Below are 23,712 nucleotides of genomic sequence, written 5' to 3' on the forward strand. Positions count from 1 at the left end.
TTTGCAACAGTGCCTTCCAGCGAATCGAATAGTCAGCGGAACGGCTGATAACGGGACGCCGGTAGCAGGCACTCCTGTGCCGGCGATATTCGTGGTAATCGCATCCATGACATACCCTGAAGACAGAAAATGCTTCAGATATGCATAAGGAGAGTTACAGTGAAAAATAACAATGCAGTGCAACACAACAACCAGACTGCTTCTGAGCAGACATTATCCCCGGACGAGGGCCACGTATTGCATAAGGTGAGAGATCCCGTGTGCGGGATGGCCATCCTGCCCGACAGGGCGCACAGCAGCATTCGATACCAGGACCATCAACTTTATTTCTGCTCCGCCAGCTGTGAGAGTAAATTTAAAGCCCATCCCGATCGTTATCTTACCGAAGATGCCAGTGAACATTCCCATCACCATCACCACGATCATCACGAAGTCAGCCCTGATCAGATAAAACAGCCTCACCACCAGGCGGAAAAAGAGAATTCTGAAGGTGTGTGGACATGTCCGATGCACCCGGAGATACGCCGCAGTGGTCCCGGAAGCTGTCCTGTCTGTGGAATGGCACTGGAGCCGCTCGTAGCTACGGCATCCACGGGGCCGAGTGATGAACTTCACGACATGACAAGACGCTTCTGGCTGGGGTTGTTGCTGGCGTTTCCGGTTCTGGTACTCGAAATGGGATCTCATCTGTTTCCCGACTTGAGGAATACAGTACCGCCACAGTACAACACATGGCTGCAGTTGCTTCTGGCCTCCCCTGTCGTGTTGTGGTGTGGCTGGCCATTCTTCGCCCGGGCCGGAATGTCGTTACGTAACCGCTCCCTGAATATGTTTACCCTTGTTGCAATGGGGACCGGCGTAGCCTGGGTTTACAGCGTCATTGCAACCGTCTTCCCCTCCTGGTTTCCTGCATCGTTCAGAAACATGGATGGCCTGGTGGCCGTTTATTTTGAAGCCGCAGCAGTTATTACGGTGCTTGTTCTGCTGGGACAGGTTCTTGAGCTGCGGGCACGGGAACAAACCTCAGGCGCCATTACTGCGCCCCCAAAACCGCCAGACGGCTGGATCATGACGGTCATGAAACGGATATTAATGCGGAAGATGTCCTGCCTGGCGATAAGCTCCGCATCAGACCTGGAGAGAGTATTCCGGTCGACGGTATCGTGATCGAAGGCAAAACAACCGTTGATGAATCGATGGTGACCGGGGAGTCTATGCCGGTTACCAAAACGAAGGATGACCCTGTCATTGGGGGGACGATTAATCAGACAGGTAGTCTTATCATCCGTGCAGAGAAAGTCGGTGATGAAACGATGCTCTCACGAATTGTTCAGATGGTCGCTGATGCACAGCGTTCGCGTGCCCCCATCCAGAGAATGGCTGACAGCGTTTCAGGCTGGTTTGTTCCTCTGGTGATACTTATCGCGGTTGTTGCTTTCGTGATCTGGTCTGTCTGGGGGCCCGAGCCCAGGATGGCGCACGGTCTGATTGCGGCTGTGTCGGTCCTGATTATTGCCTGCCCCTGCGCACTGGGGCTGGCCACACCGATGTCGATAATGGTGGGGGTAGGCAAAGGAGCCCAGGCCGGGGTGTTAATCAGGAATGCCGAAGCCCTTGAGCGTCTTGAAAAAGTGGACACGCTGGTTGTCGACAAAACAGGCACGCTCACGGAAGGTTCGCCTACGGTGACAGGGATTATCAGTCTCAATCCGGGTGGGGAAGCATCTCTTTTACGTGTAGCGGCCGCAGTGGAAAAAGGCTCGCAGCATCCGCTGGGTATGGCTGTAGTCCGGGCAGCCCAGCACAGGGGGATCATGATACCCGCAGTCAGTGATTTCAATGCTCCGTCGGGGAAAGGTGTTTCAGGCGATGTTGAAGGTCAACGGGTTGTTATTGGTAATGAACTGGCTATGCAGGAAAACAGTATCGTTATTGATAATCAAAAGGCCGTTGCGGATAAGTTGCGGATGGAAGGCGCTACCGTTATCTATGTGGCCACAGATGGGTACCTTGCAGGCCTGATAGCTATCTCGGATCCCGTGAAAGCAACCACGCCGGATGCGCTTAAAGCTTTGCGTCAGGCGGGGATCCGCATTGTTATGCTCACCGGGGATAACCAGCTTACTGCTGAAGCAGTCGCACGGAAACTGGGAATAGATGAGGTTGAAGCCGGGATTCTGCCGGATGGCAAAAAAGCAGTGATAACCCGACTGAAAGCGTCTGGCCATGTGGTTGCGATGGCCGGAGACGGTGTGAATGATGCCCCGGCGCTGGCAGCGGCTGACGTGGGAATAGCCATGGGAACGGGTACAGATGTGGCAATTGAAAGTGCCGGAGTCACCCTTCTCAAAGGCGACTTGATGATACTGAACAGGGCCCGTCATCTGTCAGAAATCACCATGAAAAATATCCGACAGAATCTGTTTTTTGCATTTATCTACAACGCACTTGGCGTGCCTGTGGCTGCAGGCCTGCTTTATCCTGTGTATGGAATACTGCTGTCGCCAGTTATTGCGGCGGCGGCCATGGCTCTTTCCTCCGTCAGCGTCATTGTGAATGCGTTGCGTCTGAAAAGTGTCAGGCTCGGGAAATAACACTGAGTGAAGGGGCTGTTACGAACAGAAGGAGTCCAGTATGAAAAGTACCACCTATGCGCTTATTGCTGTCGCCGCGATCGCGGCATTTGCCCTCCTGCGCGAACACTGGTCACATGTGGCAGGTTACTGGCCATATCTGTTATTGCTGGTCTGCCCGCTCATGCATCTTTTCCACGGCCACGGAGGGCATGGAGATCATCAACATCAAGGAAGTGAAAACGATAAAAAAAATTAATCCGGCAGACGGGGCCGCGTCGCGGCCCCGTTATCAGTCCAGGTATCGTTCGTAGTCTCTGGCATGCGCAAAGGCATGCTGTTCAAGTTTGTTATCAGCGGGTGCCGCTGCCCGGAACGCCAGTGAGTTAACAGGATTGTTATTGATGACCAGCTCGTAATGCAGATGAGGACCGGATGAACGTCCGCTGTTACCGGATAACGCAATAGCGCCTCCCCGGGTAACCCTGGCCCCTTTAGTAACGAGTATTTTATTGAGGTGGAGATAGCGAGTTTTAACACCGGCTTTTCCTGTTACTTCAACAAAATATCGGCTTTGTTGAATAAATCGAACTTTTGCTGAGTTGAAGGATCAGATCACGCATCCTCCCGACAACACAGACCATTCCGTGGCAAAGCAAAAGTTCAGAATCACCAACTGGTCCACCTACAACAAAGCTCTCATCAACCGTGGCTCCCTCACTTTCTGGCTGGATGATGAAGCGATTCAGGCCTGGTATGAGTCGGCAACGCCTTCATCACGAGGAAGGCCCCAGCGCTATTCTGATCTCGCCATCACCACCGTTCTGGTGATTAAACGCGTATTCCGGCTGACCCTGCGGGCTGCGCAGGGTTTTATTGATTCCATTTTTGCCCTGATGAACGTTCCGTTGCGCTGCCCGGATTACACCAGTGTCAGTAAGCGGGCAAAGTCGGTTAATGTCAGTTTCAAAACGTCCACCCGGGGTGAAATCGCACACCTGGTGATTGATTCCACCGGGCTGAAGGTCTTTGGTGAAGGCGAATGGAAAGTCAGAAAGCACGGCAAAGAGCGCCGTCGTATCTGGCGAAAGTTGCATCTTGCTGTTGACAGCAACACACATGAAGTTGTCTGTGCAGACCTGTCGCTGAATAACGTCACGGACTCAGAAGCCTTCCCGGGCCTTATCCGGCAGACTCACAGAAAAATCAGGGCAGCCGCGGCAGACGGGGCTTACGATACCCGGCTCTGTCACGATGAACTGCGCCGCAAAAAAATCAGCGCGCTTATTCCTCCCCGAAAAGGAGCAGGTTACTGGCCCGGTGAGTACGCAGACCGCAACCGTGCCGTTGCTAATCAGCGGCTGAGCGGAAGCAATGCACGGTGGAAATGGACAACGGAATATAACCGTCGCTCGATAGCGGAAACGGCAATGTACAGAATGAAGCAGTTGTTGGGAGATTCACTGACGCAGCGTGACTACGATGGTCAGGTAGCGGAAGCTATGGCCATGGTGCGTGCGTTGAACAGGATGACAAAGGCTGGGATGCCAGAAAGCGTGCGTATTGCCTGAAAATCCAGCCAGCTACAGGGTCGTTCGCACGAAATCTTATTTATTCAACAAAGCCTTAGGATGATTGTTTTCGAAGGAGATTTTTACATTACTGCAAGCGCCGGAGCAAATGGGCAATGTGGAAAGAGCGAAGCTTACTGGCCCTGTTTTTAAACTCTTTTCTGAAAGCGCTTTCCCGTCAGACTGCATTGATCTTCCAATTGATAAAGTTGTTAACCTGACGGCATGATAAACACCATTTAGGGACTGTGCCTGATGTACAGGCTTATCAAATAGCCAGGCTTCTATCACCATTCTTCACGCCTTGCCGGTGAATCAAACTCCTTTTCTACAAAATTTGCAGGCTTTGTATAAGTAGAAAGTGGCGCAGAACTAAGCGAAATCTCCACTCCTAAAATATTTAAAACTTTGTATAGACGCTCAAGGTAATGACTCCAACTTATTGATAGTGTTTTATGTTCAGATAATGCCCGATGACTTTGTCATGCAGCTCCACCGATTTTGAGAACGACAGCGACTTCCGTCCCAGCCGTGCCAGGTGCTGCCTCAGATTCAGGTTATGCCGCTCAATTCGCTGCGTATATCGCTTGCTGATTACGTGCAGCTTTCCCTTCAGGCGGGATTCATACAGCGGCCAGCCATCCGTCATCCATATCACCACGTCAAAGGGCACTGTTGCAAAGTTAGCGATGAGGCAGCCTTTTGTCTTATTCAAAGGCCTTACATTTCAAAAACTCTGCTTACCAGGCGCATTTCGCCCAGGGGATCACCATAATAAAATGCTGAGGCCTGGCCTTTGCGTAGTGCACGCATCACCTCAATACCTTTGATGGTGGCGTAAGCCGTCTTCATGGATTTAAATCCCAGCGTGGCGCCGATTATCCGTTTCAGTTTGCCATGATCGCATTCAATCACGTTGTTCCGGTACTTAATCTGTCGGTGTTCAACGTCAGACGGGCACCGGCCTTCGCGTTTGAGCAGAGCAAGCGCGCGACCATAGGCGGGCGCTTTATCCGTGTTGATGAATCGCGGGATCTGCCACTTCTTCACGTTGTTGAGGATTTTACCCAGAAACCGGTATGCAGCTTTGCTGTTACGACGGGAGGAGAGATAAAAATCGACAGTGCGGCCCCGGCTGTCGACGGCCCGGTACAGATACGCCCAGCGGCCATTGACCTTCACGTAGGTTTCATCCATGTGCCACGGGCAAAGATCGGAAGGGTTACGCCAGTACCAGCGCAGCCGTTTTTCCATTTCAGGCGCATAACGCTGAACCCAGCGGTAAATCGTGGAGTGATCGACATTCACTCCGCGTTCAGCCAGCATCTCCTGCAGCTCACGGTAACTGATGCCGTATTTGCAGTACCAGCGTACGGCCCACAGAATGATGTCACGCTGAAAATGCCGGCCTTTGAATGGGTTCATGTGCAGCTCCATCAGCAAAAGGGGATGATAAGTTTATCACCACCGACTATTTGCAACAGTGCCCGCATAAGTTGTACCGGCAATCAACAACGGAAGGCTGGCATTGGCACAGAAATGCATAACGCGTTTTTGCTGGAGCTGTAATTCAGTGGCTGCAAATGCTTTACCACATCCGAGGATTCCCAGAATCATAATTAAAGCTGTTTTATTCATAAAATTAAAACCGTCCTTTTTAGCTCTTTAACTGTTGCGGTTATCTCGGTGTGGATATTTCTGAAGTGTATGATACCCACTTACCTGAGACTGCCAGTATACTGGCTCAGGTATTAAACCTAAGAGGTCTGGTGCACCGGTTTTAACCTTTTCATTTCGCTTTTATCTTGTGCCAGGCTCTTGAGTCAGAATTTAAAGGTTTGTGGCATGCAGGTTTTACTGCCAGGTTTAGGCACAACCTGGCTGTCACCCTTCATTGGTCCTGAGCAAGGCCCTGGTATTCTGCCCAGCGTACGGCCAGCCGCTCTAAGTCCAGATCGTACACCAGCGGTGTGATTTTACGGCCTTCAAACAGCTCGCCCACCTCAATGCCTGGCTTAAAATGAACGGTCAGGGTGGCCGGATCTATGCCCATAAGATCGGCATCAAACAGCGCATGCATTGTTGGAGTCATCAGGATGCCATTAGACGGATTGTACCGGGTTCCATGTTCAATGTGTGCCGCATCCAGGACACCTCCATTAACCCAACCGGTTACCGCACAACGGCCTGCGAAATTCTCGATGAGCAGAGCTTTGAATTTACCCTGTGCCACGCCACTACGTTGCGTCACTACGCGCTCGCAGTGCTCACCCTGGATATCTACGTCAGGTTTCCGAATTGGCTCGCTGGTGGCCGTCTCAGCTTGTTTTAGGATGGAACGTGGATAGGCCAGGTTATATGCTGCGCCTGTGGTCATTTGCTCGATGACCGCAGGCGCATAACCTTCTGCTTCCAGCTTACGATATGCAGCCCGGTAGTCTCTTTGGGTTTTCAGCGGGTAAATCTTCCCGCCTTTACCATCGAAAGCGATAAACCAGAAATCGTCCGTGCCAGTTTCAAGATTTCTGCAACGTTTCAGATGCCATCCGCCTTCTCTCGCCCAGATGGTACGGTTATTTCTGGCATTCGTTTTGTCATACCCGTGCTCGTCAAGCCAGCTATCAAAGCTGGTCAGCCCCAGGTCCTGAACCTCCAGAGAAGGTACACGAATGACCTGCAAGGTATGGCGTGGTCTTGGCTCTCTCATCTTGATCTCTTCCTAGCGCTGGTCTGGGAAATACGGATATTGCGGGCCATATTCATAATCATGCGGGCCTGGCTCAACTTCCCAGAATGGACGGCCGCTAATTGTCTTTGGACCGCGCTCGTTTACGATGTCTTCTACATCCTGAATATTAAATGGCATCGTTGCCAGTAACAGCTGATCTTCGGGTGTCAGCGTCACAGTTGCACCGTCGATACGGCTGTAAAGGTCGGCAAACTGTTTACCTGCACCGTGCAACCGGTGCTCCGCTACACTTCTGATTGCGTGTAAGTCCAGCTCCGCCGCTTCCATGCGATCCACGTATAGTTTCATTTCTTTACGCAAAGCGCTCAGCTCACGGGTTTTAATAAATCCGTAGGCGTACCCACCCAGGGCGATAACTGCAATGATTGCTAAAATAGCCATTTATTTTCTCTTACGTTACTGCGGCCGCCGCTTTAGTCTTAATGTGAAGCCTGGGAATTCGCTGAATGAAGAATACGTTTTCACCCCCAGACCGACAGCTGTTAAGGCGCGATCCCAACACTCCATTTGTAAGTATCAGGCCCATCTTCTCCGCTGGTGGCATCAGCTACAATCTGTGCATAACGTTCTCCAGCAAGTTCTCTTACCATCTGATCCACGACCCATTGCAGATGATGCATTTCATCGGTTCCGCCGTAACGACAAGCCAACTCAATAGCCCGCTCTATTCTTTTTTGTTCTTCAGTCATACTGAATCCTCACGCTTACATCAGCTATTCTGAAAACATGCACACTATAAATTGCGGCTGTCATTTCTCAGCCAGGCGCCTGCATTGCTGCCTCATTCCATCAAAAATACTTTCCGCAAGCTGCTGGGGGAACTGGTCCGGAAGAAGCCCGCTAACACGTTCAATGACACCCGGGGTTCTGGCGATGATTTCCTCTATCATCGCCTCTGTCTGCTGTTTACTCAGGCCGGTTATCTCACCATGCCTGATCCAGTGGCGTCGTTGTATTCGATATATCTGGTAATAGTTGCTACTGCCACGTACGGCCATCGCCAGTTTGCACTTCTGCCAGGATATCTGATTGTTCCCATGACCGATCACCGGCCATGCCGACAACACATCATAGTTTGGTGTAAGGTGATAACGTCCCTGTGGCCCAATAGAAATACTGAAATTTTTAGCGTGGCCATCTGTTGCGGCCATCATCCAGAAAATTATCTGCGTCATAAAAAACTGCGCTTTGTCACGCTCAGCACGGTCTGAATTACTCAGAACCTCCATAATTTCCGATATACCTGGCCCGCCGTCCGCCTGATATTTTCGTAATGGCGAAACGCCCAGGGCCTGACACATATCCTCCTGGGGTAAACGAATGATCCATTGTCCGTCTCCTGACCATTTTCGGTCAAAACGTTCTACCACCAGCGCTTTCTGATCTTCAAAGTGAGCAATCTGCGTTCTTGCCACGGGGAGCCCGTACTGGCCGAGAAGTACCGAGCAGAGCCATTCATTTTCAACCGACGAGCTCATGTCGGCTTTCATGTTCCCCACAAGTCCGAGCGGTAGCTTGAATATATGCGTCGTTGGTGTATTACCCTCCGGCATACACCACCGATCTTCATGCCACAGTAGGGCTGTTTTCTCCTGAGCACCGGCAATAGATAAACGTAAGTCGTCGTTATCTTCTGGCCTGCCCGGTAGCAATGTCTCCGTGGTATTACGCAAAGTTGCCGCAATTTCTGATTCAGTAAGCGGGTGATACTTCACGGAATATAAATCAGTGGGTTCATCTCCGTCATGAAGCAGCTGTATCGCGCCCACGCAGTCTTTTCCCAGCTCCGTCAGCAGATCAAAAGGCTCCAGGCTATCGGCCTTGTAACGCATTGCCAGACGTCTGCGTATGCCTTCGCTGTCCGGCAGTAAATTATCAAAATAGTCACGTACCACATTTCCACGCCAGACCTGGTTCCCGGGAGTAAAAGGAAGGGACAATGACAGCGGCCTTCCCTGTTCGTCAGCAACCCATTCAGGAAGGTATTCTAAGCTGTCTACCCCTTTGCTTTTTTCCCAGTACCCGACTTTGATGCCGTTCATCCAAATTACCAGACGTTGCTGTTTCCGGCTCATATCGTTACCAATCCTCCTGTCGTGCAGGTGAGTTTGATTTAAGCATTTCTTCCGTCTGCTTCCTCTCTGAAGAGGTGGTTGCCGAGGAGAAGCTGATTTTTACGCCCAGGATGGAAAACACCTTGAATAGCCGTTCAATGCTCGCACTGGCAGGGTTGGCTTCCAGACGTGAGTATGTCTGTTGAGTGACGCCTAACCTTTCGGACAGGTCTTTTTGCGTCAGGCCATTCGCCTTGCGAAAACCAATGAGCAAGGGACGCAGCTGGTTGAGCGTGTTTAACGGGTAATCATTATTGATCATAAGCTGGCCTCAGTAGTTTCCTCTGATACACCTTGCAGGCTGTTTCCTAAACATACACCCTAAAAGCTGTAATATCAAATTAACAGCCTAAAAGCTGTTAAATAGGGCGTACAACTTTTAGGCTGTTACTATGTGGCAGCATAAATCTTGTTAGCGATACAACTTTATTGTCTCATCGCTCCTCTTTGCAACCAGCTACATACGATCATAAGTGACACAACATTAATATGAAGCGACATTCACCAAATGAACCTTCGTCATTTCAGATAGTTAGCTTACTTGCATGTCCTCATCCCATGAAGGGGAGGGCCTACCCATGGCATCGAGCAAAACTGACCACCCTGCCCTTATTAAGACCCCACATGCGGCAATGGTGCCCTGTCCACGCCGCCCGCGATTTTTGAGGAAATGGGAAGAAAATAAAAAGAAAACAAAAAGTTATCGGCTGAAGTATCGGCGCAGATCGGGAATCAGGCGAAGCCTGACAGCACGTTGGGGCCTGGCAGGGGGCTTGAGGGATGAGGACATGCAACTCTGATAGCCTTCCCGCCACGGGATCGGTTAAATTCGTATCCGGCCGGTGCAATTCCAACGGCCGCGTTACCAGTTCGCCGGGTAGCATGGCCAGCAAAGCCAGGCATCGAGCACCCGGGTTTCACTAACGGCCGCTGCATAGACGCCGGTATCCGGAAAGAAATAAACCGGGGTGGCGTTGTTCAGCTGGTCGCCTTCATCGGCCAGAGCGCCGATCACCTCATGAGGCTTCAGCAGCATATCCGTTAAATATTCATCCGGGTGGATGGCATTCAGCGATATGGCCATCTCCAGAAATTCATCCAGTGTGTGGCGGGTACGATACCCCCGGAAAACCTCGTATGAAGGCGTGACGCATTCACCATCCAGGGAACAGGCATCGTACCCGGCCAGCTGCTCTTCGGTGAGTCCGGAGGCATGCTTTGCCACAAGATTCGTAAACTGCTCTTTATCGTCCATCACAATCCTTACGCTGTAGGGGCCTGTTTGTGTTATCACTGCTTCCGGATTTTACATCGCACAACCCGGCAGGTATCCGGTCGCCCGGGCGTCCTTTGCGGTCATGTTAGCCTTTGGCCTGTATTACGACGAATCCCTTTCACTACACGGGCTCGCAGGGTGACACCTCCCCTTTTCACCGGAAGCGAAAGAGGAAGAACAGTTTAACAGCCCGGATCCTCAATAATTTTTGCATAACGGACTAAATGACCGGTTTATGCAGCCCCTGTTACTTACTGTCGCGGTAAGGATAAAACCCTGGTTATGAAACAGAGTTTGTATCGACGTTTAGGTTTTGGTTGAATGAGTAACTCTAAGCAACCGGAATATGACATGGCCAAAGTACAAGGGCTCTTTGTTGGATACCGAAAATTTGCTGTTGATCGCGAGTGGCTTCGGCAGCAGGAAGAACAACGTTATCGGGATCGCCAGCGACAATTTGATGAATGGTCCAGAAAATGGGTCACTGTAACTAGGCTAAAAGAGACTCGTTTATGGACTGACGGAGCCATCAGGCGATGGCTGGGTGAACCTCAGCAACAGGGTAAATATAAAGTTTTCCCCGTTGAAGCGGTTTTGGCTGCTGAGAAGTTGAATGAGTTTCAGCTCTGGCTTAAACCCCGGCTGGAAAAGAAACGTGCCCAGCATCACCACTTTTTAATTCCATTTCTGTAAAGTAGAAACAACGACAGTTCCGGCTGCATTCAAGGCTTCGGCATCTGGTCAGAAGTAAAGCGCCATTTTTCATTATAAGGGAGGTTAGATTGTGGAAGGTATTGAGACACTGAGTTTGCGGCTTGATGAGAACGAAACTATGGCCCTTGCTCAATTTGTTAAACGTCTGAGCTGGAGCGATCTACGTGGTTGTGCTGTGAGTGACGAAGAAGCCTGGGTAATGAAAAGCGCAGTTGATAAATTACAACAGGCGTTAAGGGAAGAAGGTTATGCGCCTCGATGATGCAGGCTTCGTGTTATTTTCCGATGACAAATTTTCTTAAGGACTAAGTATGAGCCAGCACTGGTATGAGGTGAAAAGCAATCAGGGAATTGTTCAGGTGATGTTAGGCTGGGATCCACCTTTGCAGTGGTTTCATATGTGCATTGATTATGACATTAATGCAGCAGAAGACCCACTCTATACTAATCTGGCTGAACCTGATCCCTACTACGTTACTCCGGAATATCTGCAATTTGTACTTGAACGCTTCGAAATAACGGATATTGTAATAAAGCCCGATACCTCTGGGCTTTACGAAGAATTATTAATGGATCAGCTTTTAGACCGATAGCTAAGCTGCCAGCAACAGACGTGCTGGCATAATCGTCACTTAACTGTAATGTCAGATACTTCAGGTACAAATGTCCGGACTCGTTTGAAACCTATCCAAAACTGTAAATATATTTTCGTTATAATATAACCTTAATTGAATTGCTTTCTAACAGTTCCCACTCTTCTTTTCTAAGTACATTTTTAATTATTGTTCCATTGGCAAGCGTCAGCTCATACTCCCTGTCACTATAAATAAGGTTTTTATTTTCGACTCGTCGAAAGCTGGTAATGGCAACCTTTCTTTATCCACCTAACGAATAATTATCTTTGATTTCTGCGAACATTTAAACTCCCGTATATTAACGTCTTAAAGACAACTGAACCTTCTCGGCCCTTTCTGCGCCCCGACTAATGATACTATCGTAGTTGTCGATTTCATCATCAGTTGGTGATTCTTCAGCTATCCATTTCAGGTACTTGATGCGGTCCATATGCTCCTCCCTGTACGATTTCCAGTGAACAAAGGCTCTACAGTATTAAGCTGCTGTAGAGCTCCTTTAACCATGCGAAAACTGTGCGTATTACAGGATGCCTAACCTTTTTGTTTCATCGATCCACGGTCTGAATTCTTCCAGTAAATTATCATATAACTTTTCATCGCTGATCGAACCGAAATCATCCATGGCAAAGAAGTGGGTGTTATCAACCCGGCGGTCAGTAAAGTCATCCAGATTTTTGAGGATACCGTAGCTTGAACCACCCAGGCCGACAAACTTCCAGAAGATGGGGTAGTTGGCAGAACGCCGGATTGCATCTTTAATCGCCCGGGTCTTGCTGATCCCGCCATCGGTAATAAATACAACATATACCGGGATTTTCGAGTCCTTAAAGTAGTCGACAATTTCTTCCATCACAGGGGGCTCATTGTTTGTCCCACCAAGTCCCGGCAGGTTCTCCCAGGCTGAACGCTTTCCAGACCCGCGAATGGACTGAATATATGTGTCCAGGTTGTCCAGTGTGACGTTTGGATACTTCTTGTGCTTCTCTCCAAATCCCCAGACATCCATTTCACCGTCGTCGTCGAACTGGGCGGCAAGAACGGCGATGCGGTCCAGCACAGACTGAACGTTGCCCTTACTGAACTGGCCACTCATTGAGCCGGATGCGTCAAGTACAAATGCAACCGCTGCCTCAAGGGTGTCCAGTTTATTTTTAGTGAGACTGACCGAGGCTTTTTTAGCGAGGCTTACGAGGCGCGGAGATCTGGTTTCAAGTTTCTTTTCCAGACTGATACGAGCAGGCTTTGCTGGCTGCGGAGCTGGCTGTGCGACATCAACGCCAAAGCTAATGGCCAGAGGCTCAAGACCACCGTTGAAACCCTGCCCGAGCGCACGAAGCTTCCAGGCGCCATTGTGCCGATATACTTCACCCAGGATGATTGCTTTCTCACTGCGGCCCTGAGTCTCAGCCTGAAAATCAGCGATACCAGGAGCCTGAATGCTCAATAAACTGAGCCCACTGATAGTATCTTCACCATCAATGACAACGGTGATCGCAATCTTACTGACGTTCGCCGGAACACGATCCAGTGCTATCTCAATGCTGGACTGCTGAGAACCGGTAACGAGCTTTACTGCCCCTTCAGGAGAAGACAGATTATTATAAAAGATAAAGTCAGAATCGCCGGTTACCTTTCCCTGAGCATTAAGCAGGAAGAGGCAGGTATCGGGTTCGCCTTTAAAGCCGGATTTGGCAGGGTACTGAAGATTCAGCCTGATCGCAGATTGCTGAAGCGGTATGTTTTGTCCGGATTGTAGATTCACATTAACTCTCCTGATTTTTGATTATTTTTAAAGCGCAGCGCTTATATATGTTCCCCAGGCTTAGTTCAGGACGCTGGATTTCTGGTGAGGCGTATATATGGTGTGACACCATATTTCATCACGCTGAAGTTTCTATACCTGTTGAACTGGAATTTTGATTGACCGGGTATCTTATGTTCCAGATCCCGTTCCTTCATAAACCGCAAAAGTAACATATATCAGAGGGGCATTCTGTTGATAAAAGGCACGGAATACCGGCTTTAACCAGCAACCAGAGATAAATCCGTTTCCTGCCTTTAAAAGGCTCAGGTCTGAATTAACATGACCTGCTTTCTGAAATTTCCAGTCCCCTTTCTACTACTCCCTCCTGAAAGCGGATCGCAACCAAAAAAAACCCCGGCATTGCCGGGGTATGATTCAGCGTTGTTTTAGATGTTAACGCCGTGCTGGGAGGCAAGAGCCGCCAGGCCACCGGCAAAGCCCTGACCGACAGCTTTAAACTTCCACTCAGCGCCATGACGATACAGTTCACCGAAGACCATAGCGGTTTCGGTTGAGGCATCTTCAGACAGATCGAAACGGGCAATTTCCGTGCCGTTGTCGTTGTTGTAAACGCGCATGAAGCTGTTGCTCACCATGCCGAAGTTTTGTTTACGCGCTTCTGCATCATAGATGGTAACGGCAAACACCAGTTTTTTGATATCTGCTGAGACTTTGGTCAGATCGATTTTGACCTGCTCATCGTCACCGTCGCCTTCACCGGTACGGTTGTCGCCCTGGTGCTCTACCGCGCCATCAGGGCTGGTTTTGTTATTGAAGAAAATGAAATGCGCATCTGACAGCACTTTACCGTCTTCGCCTACTGCGAACACGGAAGCGTCCAGGTCAAAAGCCTGACCGTCAGTTACACGGGCATCCCAGCCGAGGCCAACCATAGCGATATTCATGGTTGGTGCTTCTTTGGTCAGAGATACGTTGCCGCCTTTTACGAGAGAAACTGCCATTTTTAGCTCCTGCAAACAGTTGAATGAGGGCTGCATTAACAGCCCCGGGTGAAAAGTTACTTTTCGATCAGGACGCGTTAATGCCGTACTGAGCACATACAGATGCCAGACCACCAGCATAACCCTGGCCCACTGCGCGGAATTTCCACTCACCATTGTGGCGATACAGCTCGCCGAACAGCATGGCAGTCTCAGTGGACGCATCTTCGGTCAGATCGTAGCGAGCGACTTCAGTCTGGTTATCGTCATTGACCAGGCGAATAAACGCACCGGATACCTGACCAAAGCTCTGGCGACGAGCCTGAGCATCATGGATAGTGACAACGAAGATGATCTTGTCAACATCAGACGGGACGGCGTCCAGTTTAATTTTCAGCGATTCATCATCACCATCACCTTCACCGGTACGGTTATCACCGGTATGGGTTACGGAACCGTCAGATGACGTCAGGTTGTTATAGAAGATGAAATCTGAATCGCCGCGCACTTTGCCATTTGCGGCCAGCAGGAATGCTGAAGCATCCAGGTCAAAGTCCTGACCGTCTGTTGAACGCGCATCCCAGCCAAGGCCCACCAGGACGTTTTTCATTGACGGAGCTGCTTTACTCAGGGAGACGTTCCCGCCTTTGGAAAGAGAAACACTCATAAAATAACCTCTTCGATTAGTAATTGTTCAGGTTAACACTTCAGGGGATCAGCTCCCCTTTTCCTCAGATTCAGGTTTGCCCGGGAACATGACGCTTGCGAGAATGCCCAGCGCCAAAACACCCAGTACAACATACAGGCTGGTTGTCGCCGCGATGCTGTAACCATGATGCCAAATGTGATCGGTCGCATTCAGGCCCAGTTTTGCCGCGATGAAGAACAGCAGCACGATAACGGCCTTCTCCAGATGAACCAGGTACTGTTTCAGTGCTTCAAGGACAAAGTACAGAGTACGCAGGCCCAGGATAGCAAACATCATGGCACTATAGACGATAAGCGGTTCACGACTGACGGCAATGATTGCCGGTACCGAGTCAAACGCAAACATAACATCCGAGAGTTCAACCACGGCCACACACAGGAACAGAGGGGTCGCATACAGCGCCGCCTTTTTACCACGGCCAATGGTGACATCGCTGTTTTCTGGTTTCGCCAGTTCGGCATCCACTTCCTTCTGGTTAAGCAGGAAAGCATGACCTCTGAGCTTCGGCCAGATAGGGAAGAAGCGTTTAACCATGCGGTAAGCCAGATGCTGGGAATAATCCTCAATTTCATCATCGTCATCACCGCTTTTAAGCATCATGACCGCCGTCCAGGCGACGATGATAGCGAAGACAACTTCAACATACGGCCCCAGACTCAGCAGGCTCGTACCGATGGCGACAAAGATGCCCCTGAAGACGATGGCACCAATGATCCCCCAGTAGAGAACACGGTGGCGGTAACGATCAGGAACGGCGAACCAGGAGAAGATGGCCATCATGACAAACAGGTTGTCGACCGACAGCACTTTCTCCAGCGCATAACCCGTTACAAACAGGCTGGCAACCTCAGCACCGTGGTGGATGTAGAGGAAACCGGCAAATGCCATCGCAACCACAACCCAGAATACGGACCAGAGCGCCGCACTCTTCAGGGAAATGGGCTTGTCATCACGGTGCATAAACAGGTCAATAAAGATGGCACCGACTGAAAGCGCAATGAAAACAATGACCGTTTCAGTCGGGAAGCCGATGTGTGTGGAAACCATATTTTACCCTTAGGGATGTGGATCAGAGGCCAAATTCAGCCGGGTCGAAGCCCAACGCGATAGCGATCTCGCGGGAGGCCAGTTTCTCGTCCTGATCGAAGTTACCGTCACTTTTCGCAACGGCAATACCAACACGTAAGGCCAGCTGAGCGGCCTCAGGCTGATCTTTCAGCGCCAGGATGTATTTCATGGTTTCGCCCTTGCCGATTTCAACATCGAAATCGAAGCTTGAAACCAGTTTATTGAAGAACTCGATCACCTCATTGGTATCGAAGACCTTCAGCTCTTCTGAAGAGCGAAGAAAGCCCATCATTTTCTGCTTTTCTTCCGAACTCACGCCGTCACTCGATACGGCAATACGGGCACATACAGCAACGGTGCCGTGCATAAATTTTTTGTTTTTGAAACGACCAACCTGGCGGGTCAGTTCGTCCCGGCCAGAGTTAATGGCACCTTTTACCTTGTCGAAAAAGCTCATACCTGTTTCCTTTGTTGCTGTGTTATTTAGAACCGGCGCTCCAGCGAAATCCCCAGCCAAATGCCCGGTCCATTTCGTCCTGGCCTTTGAAGTACTGGTTAATTCGCTCGACTTTAATTGCGCCGTTTTCGTTTACGAGTCTGGCAATGGCGCACAATGTGCGACGGTTTTCACCTTCGGTCAGGCGGGTCTCAATGGGCGGTTGATCCGGCACATGAATGGTGACCACACCATCAGTCTTGTCCCAGCTGGGAACACCTTCATAAATAAAGGCGTAAATCAGCACTTCGCGGATATGCTTCCATTCACGTCCATTGATATGCAGCCACTCGCCGTCTGATACATCACCCGTCCGGTCATCGCCCTTGAGCTGAACATACGGTTCATCGCGATAATTACCGAATGCATTACCGAGCGCCTGAATGACCGATTTATACCCGTCCTGAAGCTCAACAAAGGCCCCCAGATCCAGGTCGATTCCTTTGGAGCCGAACATGCCTGCAAAGCCTGATTTGCCGCTGCCCCGGTGCCAGTTCAGGTTGATCCGGATTTCACCGAAGTTATCCCGTTTGGTCAGGCTGATTGCAGGCTTCTCTTTTGTCAGCGATACCTTGCTCAGGCTGATTTTTGTCTCAACTGGCGGAGGGGTTACAACCGGAGGAGTCGGGGCTGCGGGAGCCGGTTCGTCGGCAATATTTACGCCGAAATGCTCTGCCAGCGGTTTAAGTCCACCGTTGAACCCCTGCGCAACGAAGCGGAATTTCCAGTCATTATTACGACGGTAAAATTCACCCAGAATTAAGGCTGCTTCCTGACGGCCGCTCAGTTCGACACTGCCGCTAACCAGGCCGGTAGCCCCTTGCTCCACGTCGATGGAAAGATTACGAAGACCGGACACCGTCTGCCCACCGTCACAGGTCACGGTGAACGCAATTTTCTGGACATCAGGTTTCAGCCGGTTGAGCGCGACAGTAAAGGTTGAGTACTGGCCTTCACTGACCAGGCTGACGGTACCATCATCGTTACGTGGCTGACCATAAAACACCATGTCCGCATCACCCTGCACCTTCCCGTCGGCATACAGGCGAAACGCCGAAGCATCCACCTGGCCGCCCGAGGTGATCCGGACCCGCAACTCCTGGGCTGGAACGGGGGCATTGCCCCCCGGCGTCAGGTTCATTAGCGAATAACCGCTGAAACGATATCGGAGTGCATATCGTCAATTGTGCGGCCGCGACAGGCATGGCCAAGGGCGGTAAAGTCCCAGTTGCCGTTATTACGGCGCAGCGAAGAAATAACGATCCCGGTATGTGAGCCCTGCTCAGTCAGCTTGTAGCGAGCCAGCTCTTTGCCGGTTTGATCGACAACGCGGCAGAACGCGTTTTCGACGTCATTGAACGACTGACCACGGAAGCTGTTTACCGTAAACGCCAGGTATTCAACGTTTGCAGGCAGTCGGGAGAGGTTGACCTTAATCACCTCATCGTCACCGTCACCCTCACCGGTCAGGTTATCGCCACTGTGCACAACAGCGCCGCAGGTGGATTCCAGTTTGCGGAACCAGATGGTGTCAATTGTTTTACCGGTGCTGTCCATTAATACGCAGCCAGCATCGAGATCGATTGAGTCGTTGCCTCCAAACAATCCTCCAAGAAGACCTTTTTTCTTAACCGGATCCCAACCGAGACCGAATTGAAGCTGGCTTAATGCTGAAGATTCTTTGCTGAGTGATACCGTCTGGTTCTTACTTAATGAAACCATGTTTTATTCCTTAAAATGGTAATGACCGAGACAATCAAAGGTATATTTAGTAACTGACGAAGAAAATCATATCATGATGAAGTTCTCTGACAAGGGAAATTTTGGTAGTTTTCTTCAAAAACACAAAAATAAATCCTTTTCATGGTGTTCATTTTTCTATTTTTAATTTAAATATCAATACGTTATAAGGCACTAAAAAAAACACTGACGCACTCCATAACCACTGAAGTTATTAATCATATTATGATTGACATGTAGCGTAGACACTCATAGACTCACTTCTCAATCATAAATTTGCATGGCGTTCCGGATAATTAAAAAAAATGAACAAGAAAATTTGGTTTATGGAAGGTTTGTCCTCCCAGCGAGATATTATTCAGGGGGTAAAATCATTTGCACAAAAAAATAATTTTGCTATTACCGTATTTGCCTCCCACCGTAACGAAAGACATGAAATTCTTTCCGTTGCCGATTATTCTTTGACTGAACCTGAAGATCCTCAAAAACGTCTTCAGTTTATTCAGGAAACCATTCAGACCTACGGCATCCACCATATTCATACTGGCCGTAACAGCCAGTGGTTTGAAGAACACCGTTCAGCCATTGAATCGACCGGAGCCACCCTTACTACCGGTGCAACAGGCGTCGACTGGTTAACTCTGGCTGACGAAAAAGTTACTTTTGCTCAGTTTATGGAGCAAAACGGGCTCCCGGTCGTACCGTCCTGGCGGGTGAATACGCTGGCAGAATTAAAGACGCACCTCGCGGCCCCGCCGTTCTCGGACAGCCCGGTATGCGTGAAGCCGGTGACGGGTATCTATGGCATGGGATTCTGGCGCTTTGATGACAGTGCTTCGCCCATGGCCGTCTTTAATCATCCCGAACATCGTCTGGTCAGTCCGCAACAGTATATTGCAGCAGCATCGGCTTCTGAGTCGTTTAAACCCCTTGTTTTGATGCCGTACCTGCCAGGCCCGGAATTTTCCGTCGATATCCTCGCGGATAAGGGCGAAATACTCGCAGCCGTGGGACGCCGTAAGGAAGGGGCTATCCAGTATCTGGTAAACGAAGGAAGCGCCTGGGAACTGGCTTGTGACTGCGCCCGGGTTATGAAGGCCGACGGGCTGGTGAATGTTCAGACGCGAAACGATGTGAATGGCAACCCGGTGCTGCTTGAAACCAACATGCGTCCGTCAGGCGGGGTGGGTTATACCCTTCACAGCGGGGTGAACCTTCCCGGGTTGTTTGCTGCCTTTAAGCTCGGTCTGATGTCTGAAGATGCGGTGATCCAGAGCGCCAGAAATACCTTTTCTCCGGTTGCAGTGAGATCCATCACAGATGTCATCGTTTACCCGGAATCACTCTCTAACCATCTGAATTAAGGCGTGTTTATGTCTGATACCCTCGAAGATATGATTTATCGCCGTACCCTCTCATGCGGTACGATACAGGTAACCCGCGACCAGGGTGATGTTTCGCTCGATGACCTGTTTGATATCGCTGAAAGACGTAACCCGAAACGCGCCTTTCTGTTTGTCAGCAAAGTACTCGGCAGGCACATTCCCGTGCCACCCTCAGTCATGCGGCAGGCCTACAGACAGCTTGCCAGCCAGTTCCCCGCAACGCTGACAGGGCCCGTACTTTTTATCGGTATGGCTGAAACCGCCGTTGGGCTAGGGGCCGGTGTGTTTGATGAAGTGCGCCACCAGCATCGTGAATCTGTCTATCTGACCTCTACCCGTCACCCGGTTGATGGCACGTTACTTTGCGAGTTCAAGGAAGAACACAGCCACGCCACCGATCATCTGATCTATCTGCCAGATGATGAAGAGAAAAGACGTCGTGTTACCAACGCACGAACGCTGGTTTTGATTGATGACGAGGCAACCACCGGTAATACCTTTATTAACCTGCTTTCTGCCCTGCGTAATACCGGCAAGCTTCAACATATTGAACAGGTTATCGCCGTTACGCTTACCGACTGGAGTAGCAACGCCCTGTCGGAGCGCACATCCTTGCCCGTCACTTCGGTTTCGCTTGTAAGCGGTCAGTGGGGATGGACCCCATTACCTGATGCACCTGTCCCGGACATGCCGAAAGTCAACGTAACTTCACGCGGAGAATGGGACATCCTGGGAAAACAGTCCTGGGGTCGACTGGGGATGCTCGCACCTGCGGCCGATCTCGGCCATGAGGTCTCCGTCCGCAAGGGGGAACGTATTCTGGTTCTCGGGACCGGGGAATTCGTCTGGGAGCCGTTCCTGCTTGCTGAACGGCTCGAAGCTGCCGGAGCACAGGCACTTTATGGTTCGACCACCCGCTCCCCTATCGCCGTTGGTTATGCCATTGAGTCCGCCATTTCCTTTACGGATAACTACGGGCTGGGCATCCCCAATTTTGTCTATAACGTCGCCCACCAGCAGTTTGACCGTATTCTTGTGTGTACTGAGACACCCGCAGAAAGTATTGACACGCAGCTTCTTAAAGCCCTGGCTGAGGTTGCGCCCGTCGTGGAGATTGTTACCTATGAATAAACCCGTTGTTCTGAGCGACCTTGACGACACGCTCTTTCAGACCCGTCGTAAAATGGTGGACGAGCTGGCCCTGGAGCCATTCCGTACCGGTGCCGTTGATCGCACCCTGAATCCACGAAGCTTTATGACGGAAGAACAGTCCATGTTGGTGGACTGGCTCCTGGAGCAGGCTGAACTCATACCTGTTACCGCCCGGGGAACTGAAGAAATCAGCCGCGTCCGGATCCCTTTCCACTCCTGGGCAATCACCACGCACGGGGCCGTCATTCTCACGCCTGAAGGCAAACCCGACGAGGAGTGGAAGGCCCATATGCTTGGCCAGCTGGCTCCCTACCAGGAAAAGCTGACATCGATGCAGCGTCTGATCACTGAAATGATGGACGCAAAAGGGATCAATGCCTGGGCAAGGCTGAACTTCGAATACGGTGAAACGGCGGTTTATATGGTGATGAAGCACCGCGACAGCACCCGCCTTGACGAGCTTAATGCCATTGCAGATGAGATAGAAACGGTGTTTCCGACCGAGGGCTTCTACATCCACCGCAACAGTAATAACGTGGCCTGGCTTCCCACCCCGGTTGAGAAAGGGCTGGCAGTCAGATGGCTGCTTGAAAAACTTCGGGCTGAACGCGGAGTCTTCCCCGTAATTGGCCTGGGCGACAGCCTGAGCGATCATCGTTTTATGAAACTGTGCAGCTGGTTTGGCATCCCGCGTCAGAGTCAGTTTGCAGATGCCATTTCACAGCGAATTTTTGGAGAAAATTAAAATGCAGCCACATGACACATTTACCGGCTCATACCAGCCCGGTGACGTGGAATTTCTGCTAAAGCCGGTTGTCATTGAGATGACGCCGGTTGAGCAAAAAGAAGAGCTGATTCAGTCAGGGAAGAAACATTATTCGGACATGCTCAGTCAGGAGCCAGCGCCAACACAATGGCATCTTGATTTGTTTCACCGGGCGCTGGATCGGGGCGCAGAGAGACTTGCAAAAGAAGTCACACAGCTCGCTATTGCTCTGGCCAAACGCTTTGGTGATGAGCCCATTGTACTGGCCAGTCTTGTCAGGGCTGGCGTGCCGCTCGGCGTTATGCTGCACCAGGCCCTGCGTGACATGGGGAAAACCTCATGGCATTACGGTATCAGCATTATCCGGGATCGTGGAATTGACGGTGCAGCCCTCGACGTCATTGAAGAGCGGCATGGTACCAGCGGTATTGTCTTTGTTGACGGATGGACAGGTAAAGGCGCAATTACCGGAGAGCTTGTACGCGCACTGAAAGATCGCCCGGGCTATCCTGAGCAGCCGCGACTGGTTGTCCTGGCCGATCCCTGTGGCTGCTCCTGGCTTGCAGCCAGTGATGATGACTGGCTCATTCCTTTTGGCATCATGGGTGCGCCGGTGTCAGGCCTGATCTCCCGGTCAGTGTGGTCCTCTGAAGGATTACACGGGTGCATGGTTTGCGAGCATCTCAGTGAATTCGAATGCAGCCGGATGCTTGTCGATACCGTCGCTCATTTCCGTAAGAAGTTAACCCCGTCATCCCTCGCTCCCCTGAGCTGGAATACGGAGTCAGCCCGGGTCTTATGGCAGACAAGTCGCGACGTTATCGCGTTCCTGGCCGATGAATTTAAAGTGGACAGCGTCAATCGTATAAAACCCGGTATTGCTGAAGCAACCCGGGCTGTATTACGTCGGGTACCGGACCATGTATTTGTGCGTTCTATTGACGACTCGGACGTTGCCTTGCTTGTAGGGCTTGCTCGTGAAAAGGGAATAGTTGTTACAGAAATGGGGGGAACCCTCGGCCAGTATCGGGCTGTAACCATTATCAAGAAGGTACTTTGATGAAAAATCGTCTTTCTCCCTGGAATCTGGGAGCCACGCTATACATGCCTGCAACACGGGAAGATATTGCTGATGCCGTCCTGCACGGGAAAATCCCGGGTTTGCGCTCTCTGGTGATTTGCCTGGAGGATGCTGTCAGTGAAGCAGACATCCCCGTCGCCCTCAAAAATCTGGAGCACCTGCTGCACGAGCTCAGTAACAGCATGCATAGCCTGGGTAAAAATGACTGGCCTCTGGTGTTCATTCGCCCCCGGCATGCCGAAATGGGCAGATGGTTAAAAGCGCATTATGATCTTTCCGCTGTCGACGGGTTTGTGTTGCCGAAATTTACCCTCAGTTCGTTAGCTGAATGGTGGGATATCATGGGCGGGACTCACCTGTGCATGATGCCAACGCTGGAAACAGAAGACGTCTTTGACGTGGTTCAGATGCGGGAGCTGGCCACCCGTCTGGTGGAACATCCCTGCCACGACCGCATTATTGCGCTTCGAATCGGCGGCAACGATCTTATGAACGTTGTGTCGCTTCGCCGTCCCCGGGACCTGACGCTGTATGACAGCCCGATGGGCTACGTCATCAAAATGCTCGTTTCGGTCTTCGGCCCGCGTGATTTTGCCCTGACCGCGCCCGTATGTGAGCATATTGACGATCATGCCGTAATGGCCAGAGAGCTGGCTCTTGATATGGCACATGGGCTTGTTGGGAAAACGGCCATTCACCCGGGTCAGATAGAGGTCATTCAAAACGCGCTGATGGTCACTCAGGGTGAGCATTCTGACGCTCTGCGGATCCTGAACTCTACCCAGGCCGTGTTTAAGTCGCAGGGAGCAATGTGTGAACCCGCCACACATCGCCGCTGGGCGGCTGGCATTCTGGACAGAGCTCGTTTTTATGGGTTACAGAACGAGCAAAGCGCTGATGGAATCAGATTACTTACCGTGACCCAGCATCATTAAGGA

General features: G+C 50.8%; 27 protein-coding genes and 3 pseudogenes. 11 read left to right on the forward strand and 19 right to left on the reverse strand.

Annotation, left to right across the window (positions count from 1 at the left end; genetic code table 11):
* Positions 1-129: 129 nt before the first annotated feature.
* Together silP and EOS98_RS23860 are read left to right on the forward strand one after the other, a co-directional pair.
* A pseudogene (silP, locus tag EOS98_RS23855) lies at positions 130-2,594 on the forward strand (Ag(+)-translocating P-type ATPase SilP).
* A gap of 40 nt (positions 2,595-2,634) precedes the next feature.
* Complete coding sequence (locus EOS98_RS23860; RefSeq protein WP_000843497.1) at positions 2,635-2,832, forward strand: DUF2933 domain-containing protein; 198 nt, start codon at positions 2,635-2,637, stop codon at positions 2,830-2,832.
* 33 nt (positions 2,833-2,865) lie between these two features.
* On the opposite strand, the pseudogene EOS98_RS23865 reads toward EOS98_RS23860, so the two are convergent.
* Positions 2,866-3,159: pseudogene (locus tag EOS98_RS23865) on the reverse strand (peptidoglycan DD-metalloendopeptidase family protein); the annotation flags it as partial.
* A gap of 16 nt (positions 3,160-3,175) precedes the next feature.
* Here EOS98_RS23865 and EOS98_RS23875 point away from each other — a divergent pair.
* Entirely contained in the window at positions 3,176-4,144 is a 969-nt protein-coding gene (locus EOS98_RS23875) for an IS5 family transposase (RefSeq protein WP_077783444.1), read from the forward strand.
* Positions 4,145-4,180: 36 nt separating this feature from the next.
* On the opposite strand, the gene EOS98_RS23880 is transcribed toward EOS98_RS23875, so the two are convergent.
* The 10 genes and pseudogenes from EOS98_RS23880 to EOS98_RS23935 form a co-directional block, all read right to left on the reverse strand.
* Positions 4,181-4,438 carry a hypothetical protein gene (locus tag EOS98_RS23880; protein WP_105278499.1) on the reverse strand — a complete coding sequence of 86 codons (258 nt, stop codon included), beginning with the start codon at positions 4,436-4,438 and terminating at the stop codon, positions 4,181-4,183.
* Positions 4,439-4,583: 145 nt separating this feature from the next.
* Positions 4,584-4,811, reverse strand: a pseudogene (locus EOS98_RS23890) (IS1 family transposase); the annotation flags it as partial.
* 53 nt (positions 4,812-4,864) lie between these two features.
* Positions 4,865-5,569, reverse strand: a complete 705-nt coding sequence (locus tag EOS98_RS23900) for an IS6-like element IS26 family transposase (protein WP_001067855.1) — start codon at positions 5,567-5,569, stop codon at positions 4,865-4,867.
* 36 nt (positions 5,570-5,605) lie between these two features.
* Positions 5,606-5,782, reverse strand: coding sequence for a hypothetical protein (locus EOS98_RS24675; protein WP_164848126.1), 177 nt, complete (start codon positions 5,780-5,782; stop codon positions 5,606-5,608).
* Between the two features lie 253 nt (positions 5,783-6,035).
* A complete protein-coding gene (locus EOS98_RS23905; protein WP_053276223.1) occupies positions 6,036-6,851 on the reverse strand; it encodes an HNH endonuclease signature motif containing protein in 816 nt (271 codons plus the stop codon).
* Positions 6,852-6,863: 12 nt separating this feature from the next.
* Positions 6,864-7,274 (reverse strand): hypothetical protein, encoded by a 411-nt coding sequence (locus EOS98_RS23910; RefSeq protein WP_000985911.1) that lies wholly within the window; start codon positions 7,272-7,274, stop codon positions 6,864-6,866.
* A 101-nt stretch (positions 7,275-7,375) separates the two neighbouring features.
* Positions 7,376-7,582: a hypothetical protein gene (locus tag EOS98_RS23915; RefSeq protein ID WP_000134171.1), complete on the reverse strand. Its 207-nt coding sequence runs from the start codon at positions 7,580-7,582 to the stop codon at positions 7,376-7,378.
* 60 nt (positions 7,583-7,642) lie between these two features.
* Entirely contained in the window at positions 7,643-8,968 is a 1,326-nt protein-coding gene (locus EOS98_RS23920; RefSeq protein ID WP_000088046.1) for a type II toxin-antitoxin system HipA family toxin, read from the reverse strand.
* A gap of 4 nt (positions 8,969-8,972) precedes the next feature.
* Positions 8,973-9,266 carry a helix-turn-helix transcriptional regulator gene (locus EOS98_RS23925; RefSeq protein ID WP_024136327.1) on the reverse strand — a complete coding sequence of 98 codons (294 nt, stop codon included), beginning with the start codon at positions 9,264-9,266 and terminating at the stop codon, positions 8,973-8,975.
* A gap of 603 nt (positions 9,267-9,869) precedes the next feature.
* Positions 9,870-10,262, reverse strand: a complete 393-nt coding sequence (locus tag EOS98_RS23935; protein WP_000341066.1) for a hypothetical protein — start codon at positions 10,260-10,262, stop codon at positions 9,870-9,872.
* A 372-nt stretch (positions 10,263-10,634) separates the two neighbouring features.
* On the opposite strand from EOS98_RS23935, the gene EOS98_RS23940 reads away from it, so the two are divergent.
* From EOS98_RS23940 to EOS98_RS23950, 3 genes are all read left to right on the forward strand, one after another.
* Positions 10,635-10,976, forward strand: coding sequence for a hypothetical protein (locus tag EOS98_RS23940; RefSeq protein ID WP_001151575.1), 342 nt, complete (start codon positions 10,635-10,637; stop codon positions 10,974-10,976).
* Between the two features lie 91 nt (positions 10,977-11,067).
* Positions 11,068-11,259 (forward strand): hypothetical protein, encoded by a 192-nt coding sequence (locus EOS98_RS23945; RefSeq protein ID WP_000398480.1) that lies wholly within the window; start codon positions 11,068-11,070, stop codon positions 11,257-11,259.
* Between the two features lie 49 nt (positions 11,260-11,308).
* Positions 11,309-11,590 (forward strand): hypothetical protein, encoded by a 282-nt coding sequence (locus tag EOS98_RS23950; RefSeq protein ID WP_000077926.1) that lies wholly within the window; start codon positions 11,309-11,311, stop codon positions 11,588-11,590.
* Between the two features lie 340 nt (positions 11,591-11,930).
* Here the strand turns inward: EOS98_RS23950 and EOS98_RS25030 are convergent, their stop codons facing one another.
* The 8 genes from EOS98_RS25030 to EOS98_RS23990 form a co-directional block, all read right to left on the reverse strand.
* Positions 11,931-12,062 carry a hypothetical protein gene (locus EOS98_RS25030; RefSeq protein WP_000374059.1) on the reverse strand — a complete coding sequence of 44 codons (132 nt, stop codon included), beginning with the start codon at positions 12,060-12,062 and terminating at the stop codon, positions 11,931-11,933.
* A gap of 90 nt (positions 12,063-12,152) precedes the next feature.
* Positions 12,153-13,394 carry a vWA domain-containing protein gene (locus EOS98_RS23955; RefSeq protein WP_001053338.1) on the reverse strand — a complete coding sequence of 414 codons (1,242 nt, stop codon included), beginning with the start codon at positions 13,392-13,394 and terminating at the stop codon, positions 12,153-12,155.
* Between the two features lie 428 nt (positions 13,395-13,822).
* On the reverse strand, positions 13,823-14,398 hold the full coding sequence (locus tag EOS98_RS23965; RefSeq protein WP_000301242.1) for a TerD family protein: 576 nt from the start codon (positions 14,396-14,398) through the stop codon (positions 13,823-13,825).
* A gap of 67 nt (positions 14,399-14,465) precedes the next feature.
* Complete coding sequence (terD, locus tag EOS98_RS23970; protein ID WP_000116677.1) at positions 14,466-15,044, reverse strand: tellurium resistance membrane protein TerD; 579 nt, start codon at positions 15,042-15,044, stop codon at positions 14,466-14,468.
* 48 nt (positions 15,045-15,092) lie between these two features.
* Complete coding sequence (terC, locus tag EOS98_RS23975; RefSeq protein ID WP_000255079.1) at positions 15,093-16,133, reverse strand: tellurium resistance membrane protein TerC; 1,041 nt, start codon at positions 16,131-16,133, stop codon at positions 15,093-15,095.
* A gap of 22 nt (positions 16,134-16,155) precedes the next feature.
* Positions 16,156-16,611, reverse strand: a complete 456-nt coding sequence (locus tag EOS98_RS23980; RefSeq protein WP_000007448.1) for a tellurite resistance TerB family protein — start codon at positions 16,609-16,611, stop codon at positions 16,156-16,158.
* Between the two features lie 22 nt (positions 16,612-16,633).
* Entirely contained in the window at positions 16,634-17,791 is a 1,158-nt protein-coding gene (locus tag EOS98_RS23985) for a TerD family protein (protein ID WP_001054787.1), read from the reverse strand.
* Positions 17,791-18,372: a TerD family protein gene (locus EOS98_RS23990; RefSeq protein ID WP_042634303.1), complete on the reverse strand. Its 582-nt coding sequence runs from the start codon at positions 18,370-18,372 to the stop codon at positions 17,791-17,793. The genes EOS98_RS23985 and EOS98_RS23990 overlap by 1 nt, the downstream gene beginning before the upstream one ends.
* A gap of 323 nt (positions 18,373-18,695) precedes the next feature.
* On the opposite strand from EOS98_RS23990, the gene EOS98_RS23995 reads away from it, so the two are divergent.
* The 5 genes from EOS98_RS23995 to EOS98_RS24015 are packed head-to-tail and all read left to right on the forward strand — an operon-like array spanning position 18,696 to position 23,709.
* Positions 18,696-19,754: an ATP-grasp domain-containing protein gene (locus EOS98_RS23995; protein ID WP_001035162.1), complete on the forward strand. Its 1,059-nt coding sequence runs from the start codon at positions 18,696-18,698 to the stop codon at positions 19,752-19,754.
* A 9-nt stretch (positions 19,755-19,763) separates the two neighbouring features.
* Positions 19,764-20,906 carry a phosphoribosyltransferase domain-containing protein gene (locus tag EOS98_RS24000; protein WP_001285478.1) on the forward strand — a complete coding sequence of 381 codons (1,143 nt, stop codon included), beginning with the start codon at positions 19,764-19,766 and terminating at the stop codon, positions 20,904-20,906.
* Positions 20,899-21,672: a hypothetical protein gene (locus EOS98_RS24005; protein ID WP_001040059.1), complete on the forward strand. Its 774-nt coding sequence runs from the start codon at positions 20,899-20,901 to the stop codon at positions 21,670-21,672. Before EOS98_RS24000 ends, EOS98_RS24005 begins: the two co-directional genes overlap by 8 nt.
* A 1-nt stretch (position 21,673) precedes the next feature.
* Positions 21,674-22,753, forward strand: coding sequence for a cysteine protease StiP family protein (locus tag EOS98_RS24010; protein WP_042634304.1), 1,080 nt, complete (start codon positions 21,674-21,676; stop codon positions 22,751-22,753).
* Positions 22,753-23,709, forward strand: a complete 957-nt coding sequence (locus EOS98_RS24015) for an HpcH/HpaI aldolase/citrate lyase family protein (RefSeq protein ID WP_000797366.1) — start codon at positions 22,753-22,755, stop codon at positions 23,707-23,709. The genes EOS98_RS24010 and EOS98_RS24015 overlap by 1 nt, the downstream gene beginning before the upstream one ends.
* Positions 23,710-23,712: the final 3 nt, after the last annotated feature.

Origin of the sequence: Salmonella sp. SSDFZ69 (assembly GCF_004010755.1) — a bacterium.
In the GTDB taxonomy this organism is placed as follows: Bacteria; Pseudomonadota; Gammaproteobacteria; order Enterobacterales; family Enterobacteriaceae; genus Salmonella; species Salmonella enterica.

Bases quoted from the DNA above. Each gene is read 5' to 3' on its own strand.
- EOS98_RS23860 (WP_000843497.1), top strand. From the start codon at position 2,635: ATGAAAAGTACCACCTATGCGCTTATTGCTGTCGCCGCGATCGCGGCA.
- EOS98_RS23880 (WP_105278499.1), bottom strand. From the start codon at position 4,438: ATGGTGATAGAAGCCTGGCTATTTGATAAGCCTGTACATCAGGCACAG.
- EOS98_RS23900 (WP_001067855.1), bottom strand. From the start codon at position 5,569: ATGAACCCATTCAAAGGCCGGCATTTTCAGCGTGACATCATTCTGTGG.
- EOS98_RS24675 (WP_164848126.1), bottom strand. From the start codon at position 5,782: ATGAATAAAACAGCTTTAATTATGATTCTGGGAATCCTCGGATGTGGT.
- EOS98_RS23905 (WP_053276223.1), bottom strand. From the start codon at position 6,851: ATGAGAGAGCCAAGACCACGCCATACCTTGCAGGTCATTCGTGTACCT.
- EOS98_RS23910 (WP_000985911.1), bottom strand. From the start codon at position 7,274: ATGGCTATTTTAGCAATCATTGCAGTTATCGCCCTGGGTGGGTACGCC.
- EOS98_RS23915 (WP_000134171.1), bottom strand. From the start codon at position 7,582: ATGACTGAAGAACAAAAAAGAATAGAGCGGGCTATTGAGTTGGCTTGT.
- EOS98_RS23920 (WP_000088046.1), bottom strand. From the start codon at position 8,968: ATGAGCCGGAAACAGCAACGTCTGGTAATTTGGATGAACGGCATCAAA.
- EOS98_RS23935 (WP_000341066.1), bottom strand. From the start codon at position 10,262: ATGGACGATAAAGAGCAGTTTACGAATCTTGTGGCAAAGCATGCCTCC.
- EOS98_RS23940 (WP_001151575.1), top strand. From the start codon at position 10,635: ATGGCCAAAGTACAAGGGCTCTTTGTTGGATACCGAAAATTTGCTGTT.
- EOS98_RS23950 (WP_000077926.1), top strand. From the start codon at position 11,309: ATGAGCCAGCACTGGTATGAGGTGAAAAGCAATCAGGGAATTGTTCAG.
- EOS98_RS25030 (WP_000374059.1), bottom strand. From the start codon at position 12,062: ATGGACCGCATCAAGTACCTGAAATGGATAGCTGAAGAATCACCAACT.
- EOS98_RS23965 (WP_000301242.1), bottom strand. From the start codon at position 14,398: ATGGCAGTTTCTCTCGTAAAAGGCGGCAACGTATCTCTGACCAAAGAA.
- terD (WP_000116677.1), bottom strand. From the start codon at position 15,044: ATGAGTGTTTCTCTTTCCAAAGGCGGGAACGTCTCCCTGAGTAAAGCA.
- terC (WP_000255079.1), bottom strand. From the start codon at position 16,133: ATGGTTTCCACACACATCGGCTTCCCGACTGAAACGGTCATTGTTTTC.
- EOS98_RS23980 (WP_000007448.1), bottom strand. From the start codon at position 16,611: ATGAGCTTTTTCGACAAGGTAAAAGGTGCCATTAACTCTGGCCGGGAC.
- EOS98_RS23985 (WP_001054787.1), bottom strand. From the start codon at position 17,791: ATGAACCTGACGCCGGGGGGCAATGCCCCCGTTCCAGCCCAGGAGTTG.
- EOS98_RS23990 (WP_042634303.1), bottom strand. From the start codon at position 18,372: ATGGTTTCATTAAGTAAGAACCAGACGGTATCACTCAGCAAAGAATCT.
- EOS98_RS23995 (WP_001035162.1), top strand. From the start codon at position 18,696: ATGAACAAGAAAATTTGGTTTATGGAAGGTTTGTCCTCCCAGCGAGAT.
- EOS98_RS24000 (WP_001285478.1), top strand. From the start codon at position 19,764: ATGTCTGATACCCTCGAAGATATGATTTATCGCCGTACCCTCTCATGC.
- EOS98_RS24005 (WP_001040059.1), top strand. From the start codon at position 20,899: ATGAATAAACCCGTTGTTCTGAGCGACCTTGACGACACGCTCTTTCAG.
- EOS98_RS24010 (WP_042634304.1), top strand. From the start codon at position 21,674: ATGCAGCCACATGACACATTTACCGGCTCATACCAGCCCGGTGACGTG.
- EOS98_RS24015 (WP_000797366.1), top strand. From the start codon at position 22,753: ATGAAAAATCGTCTTTCTCCCTGGAATCTGGGAGCCACGCTATACATG.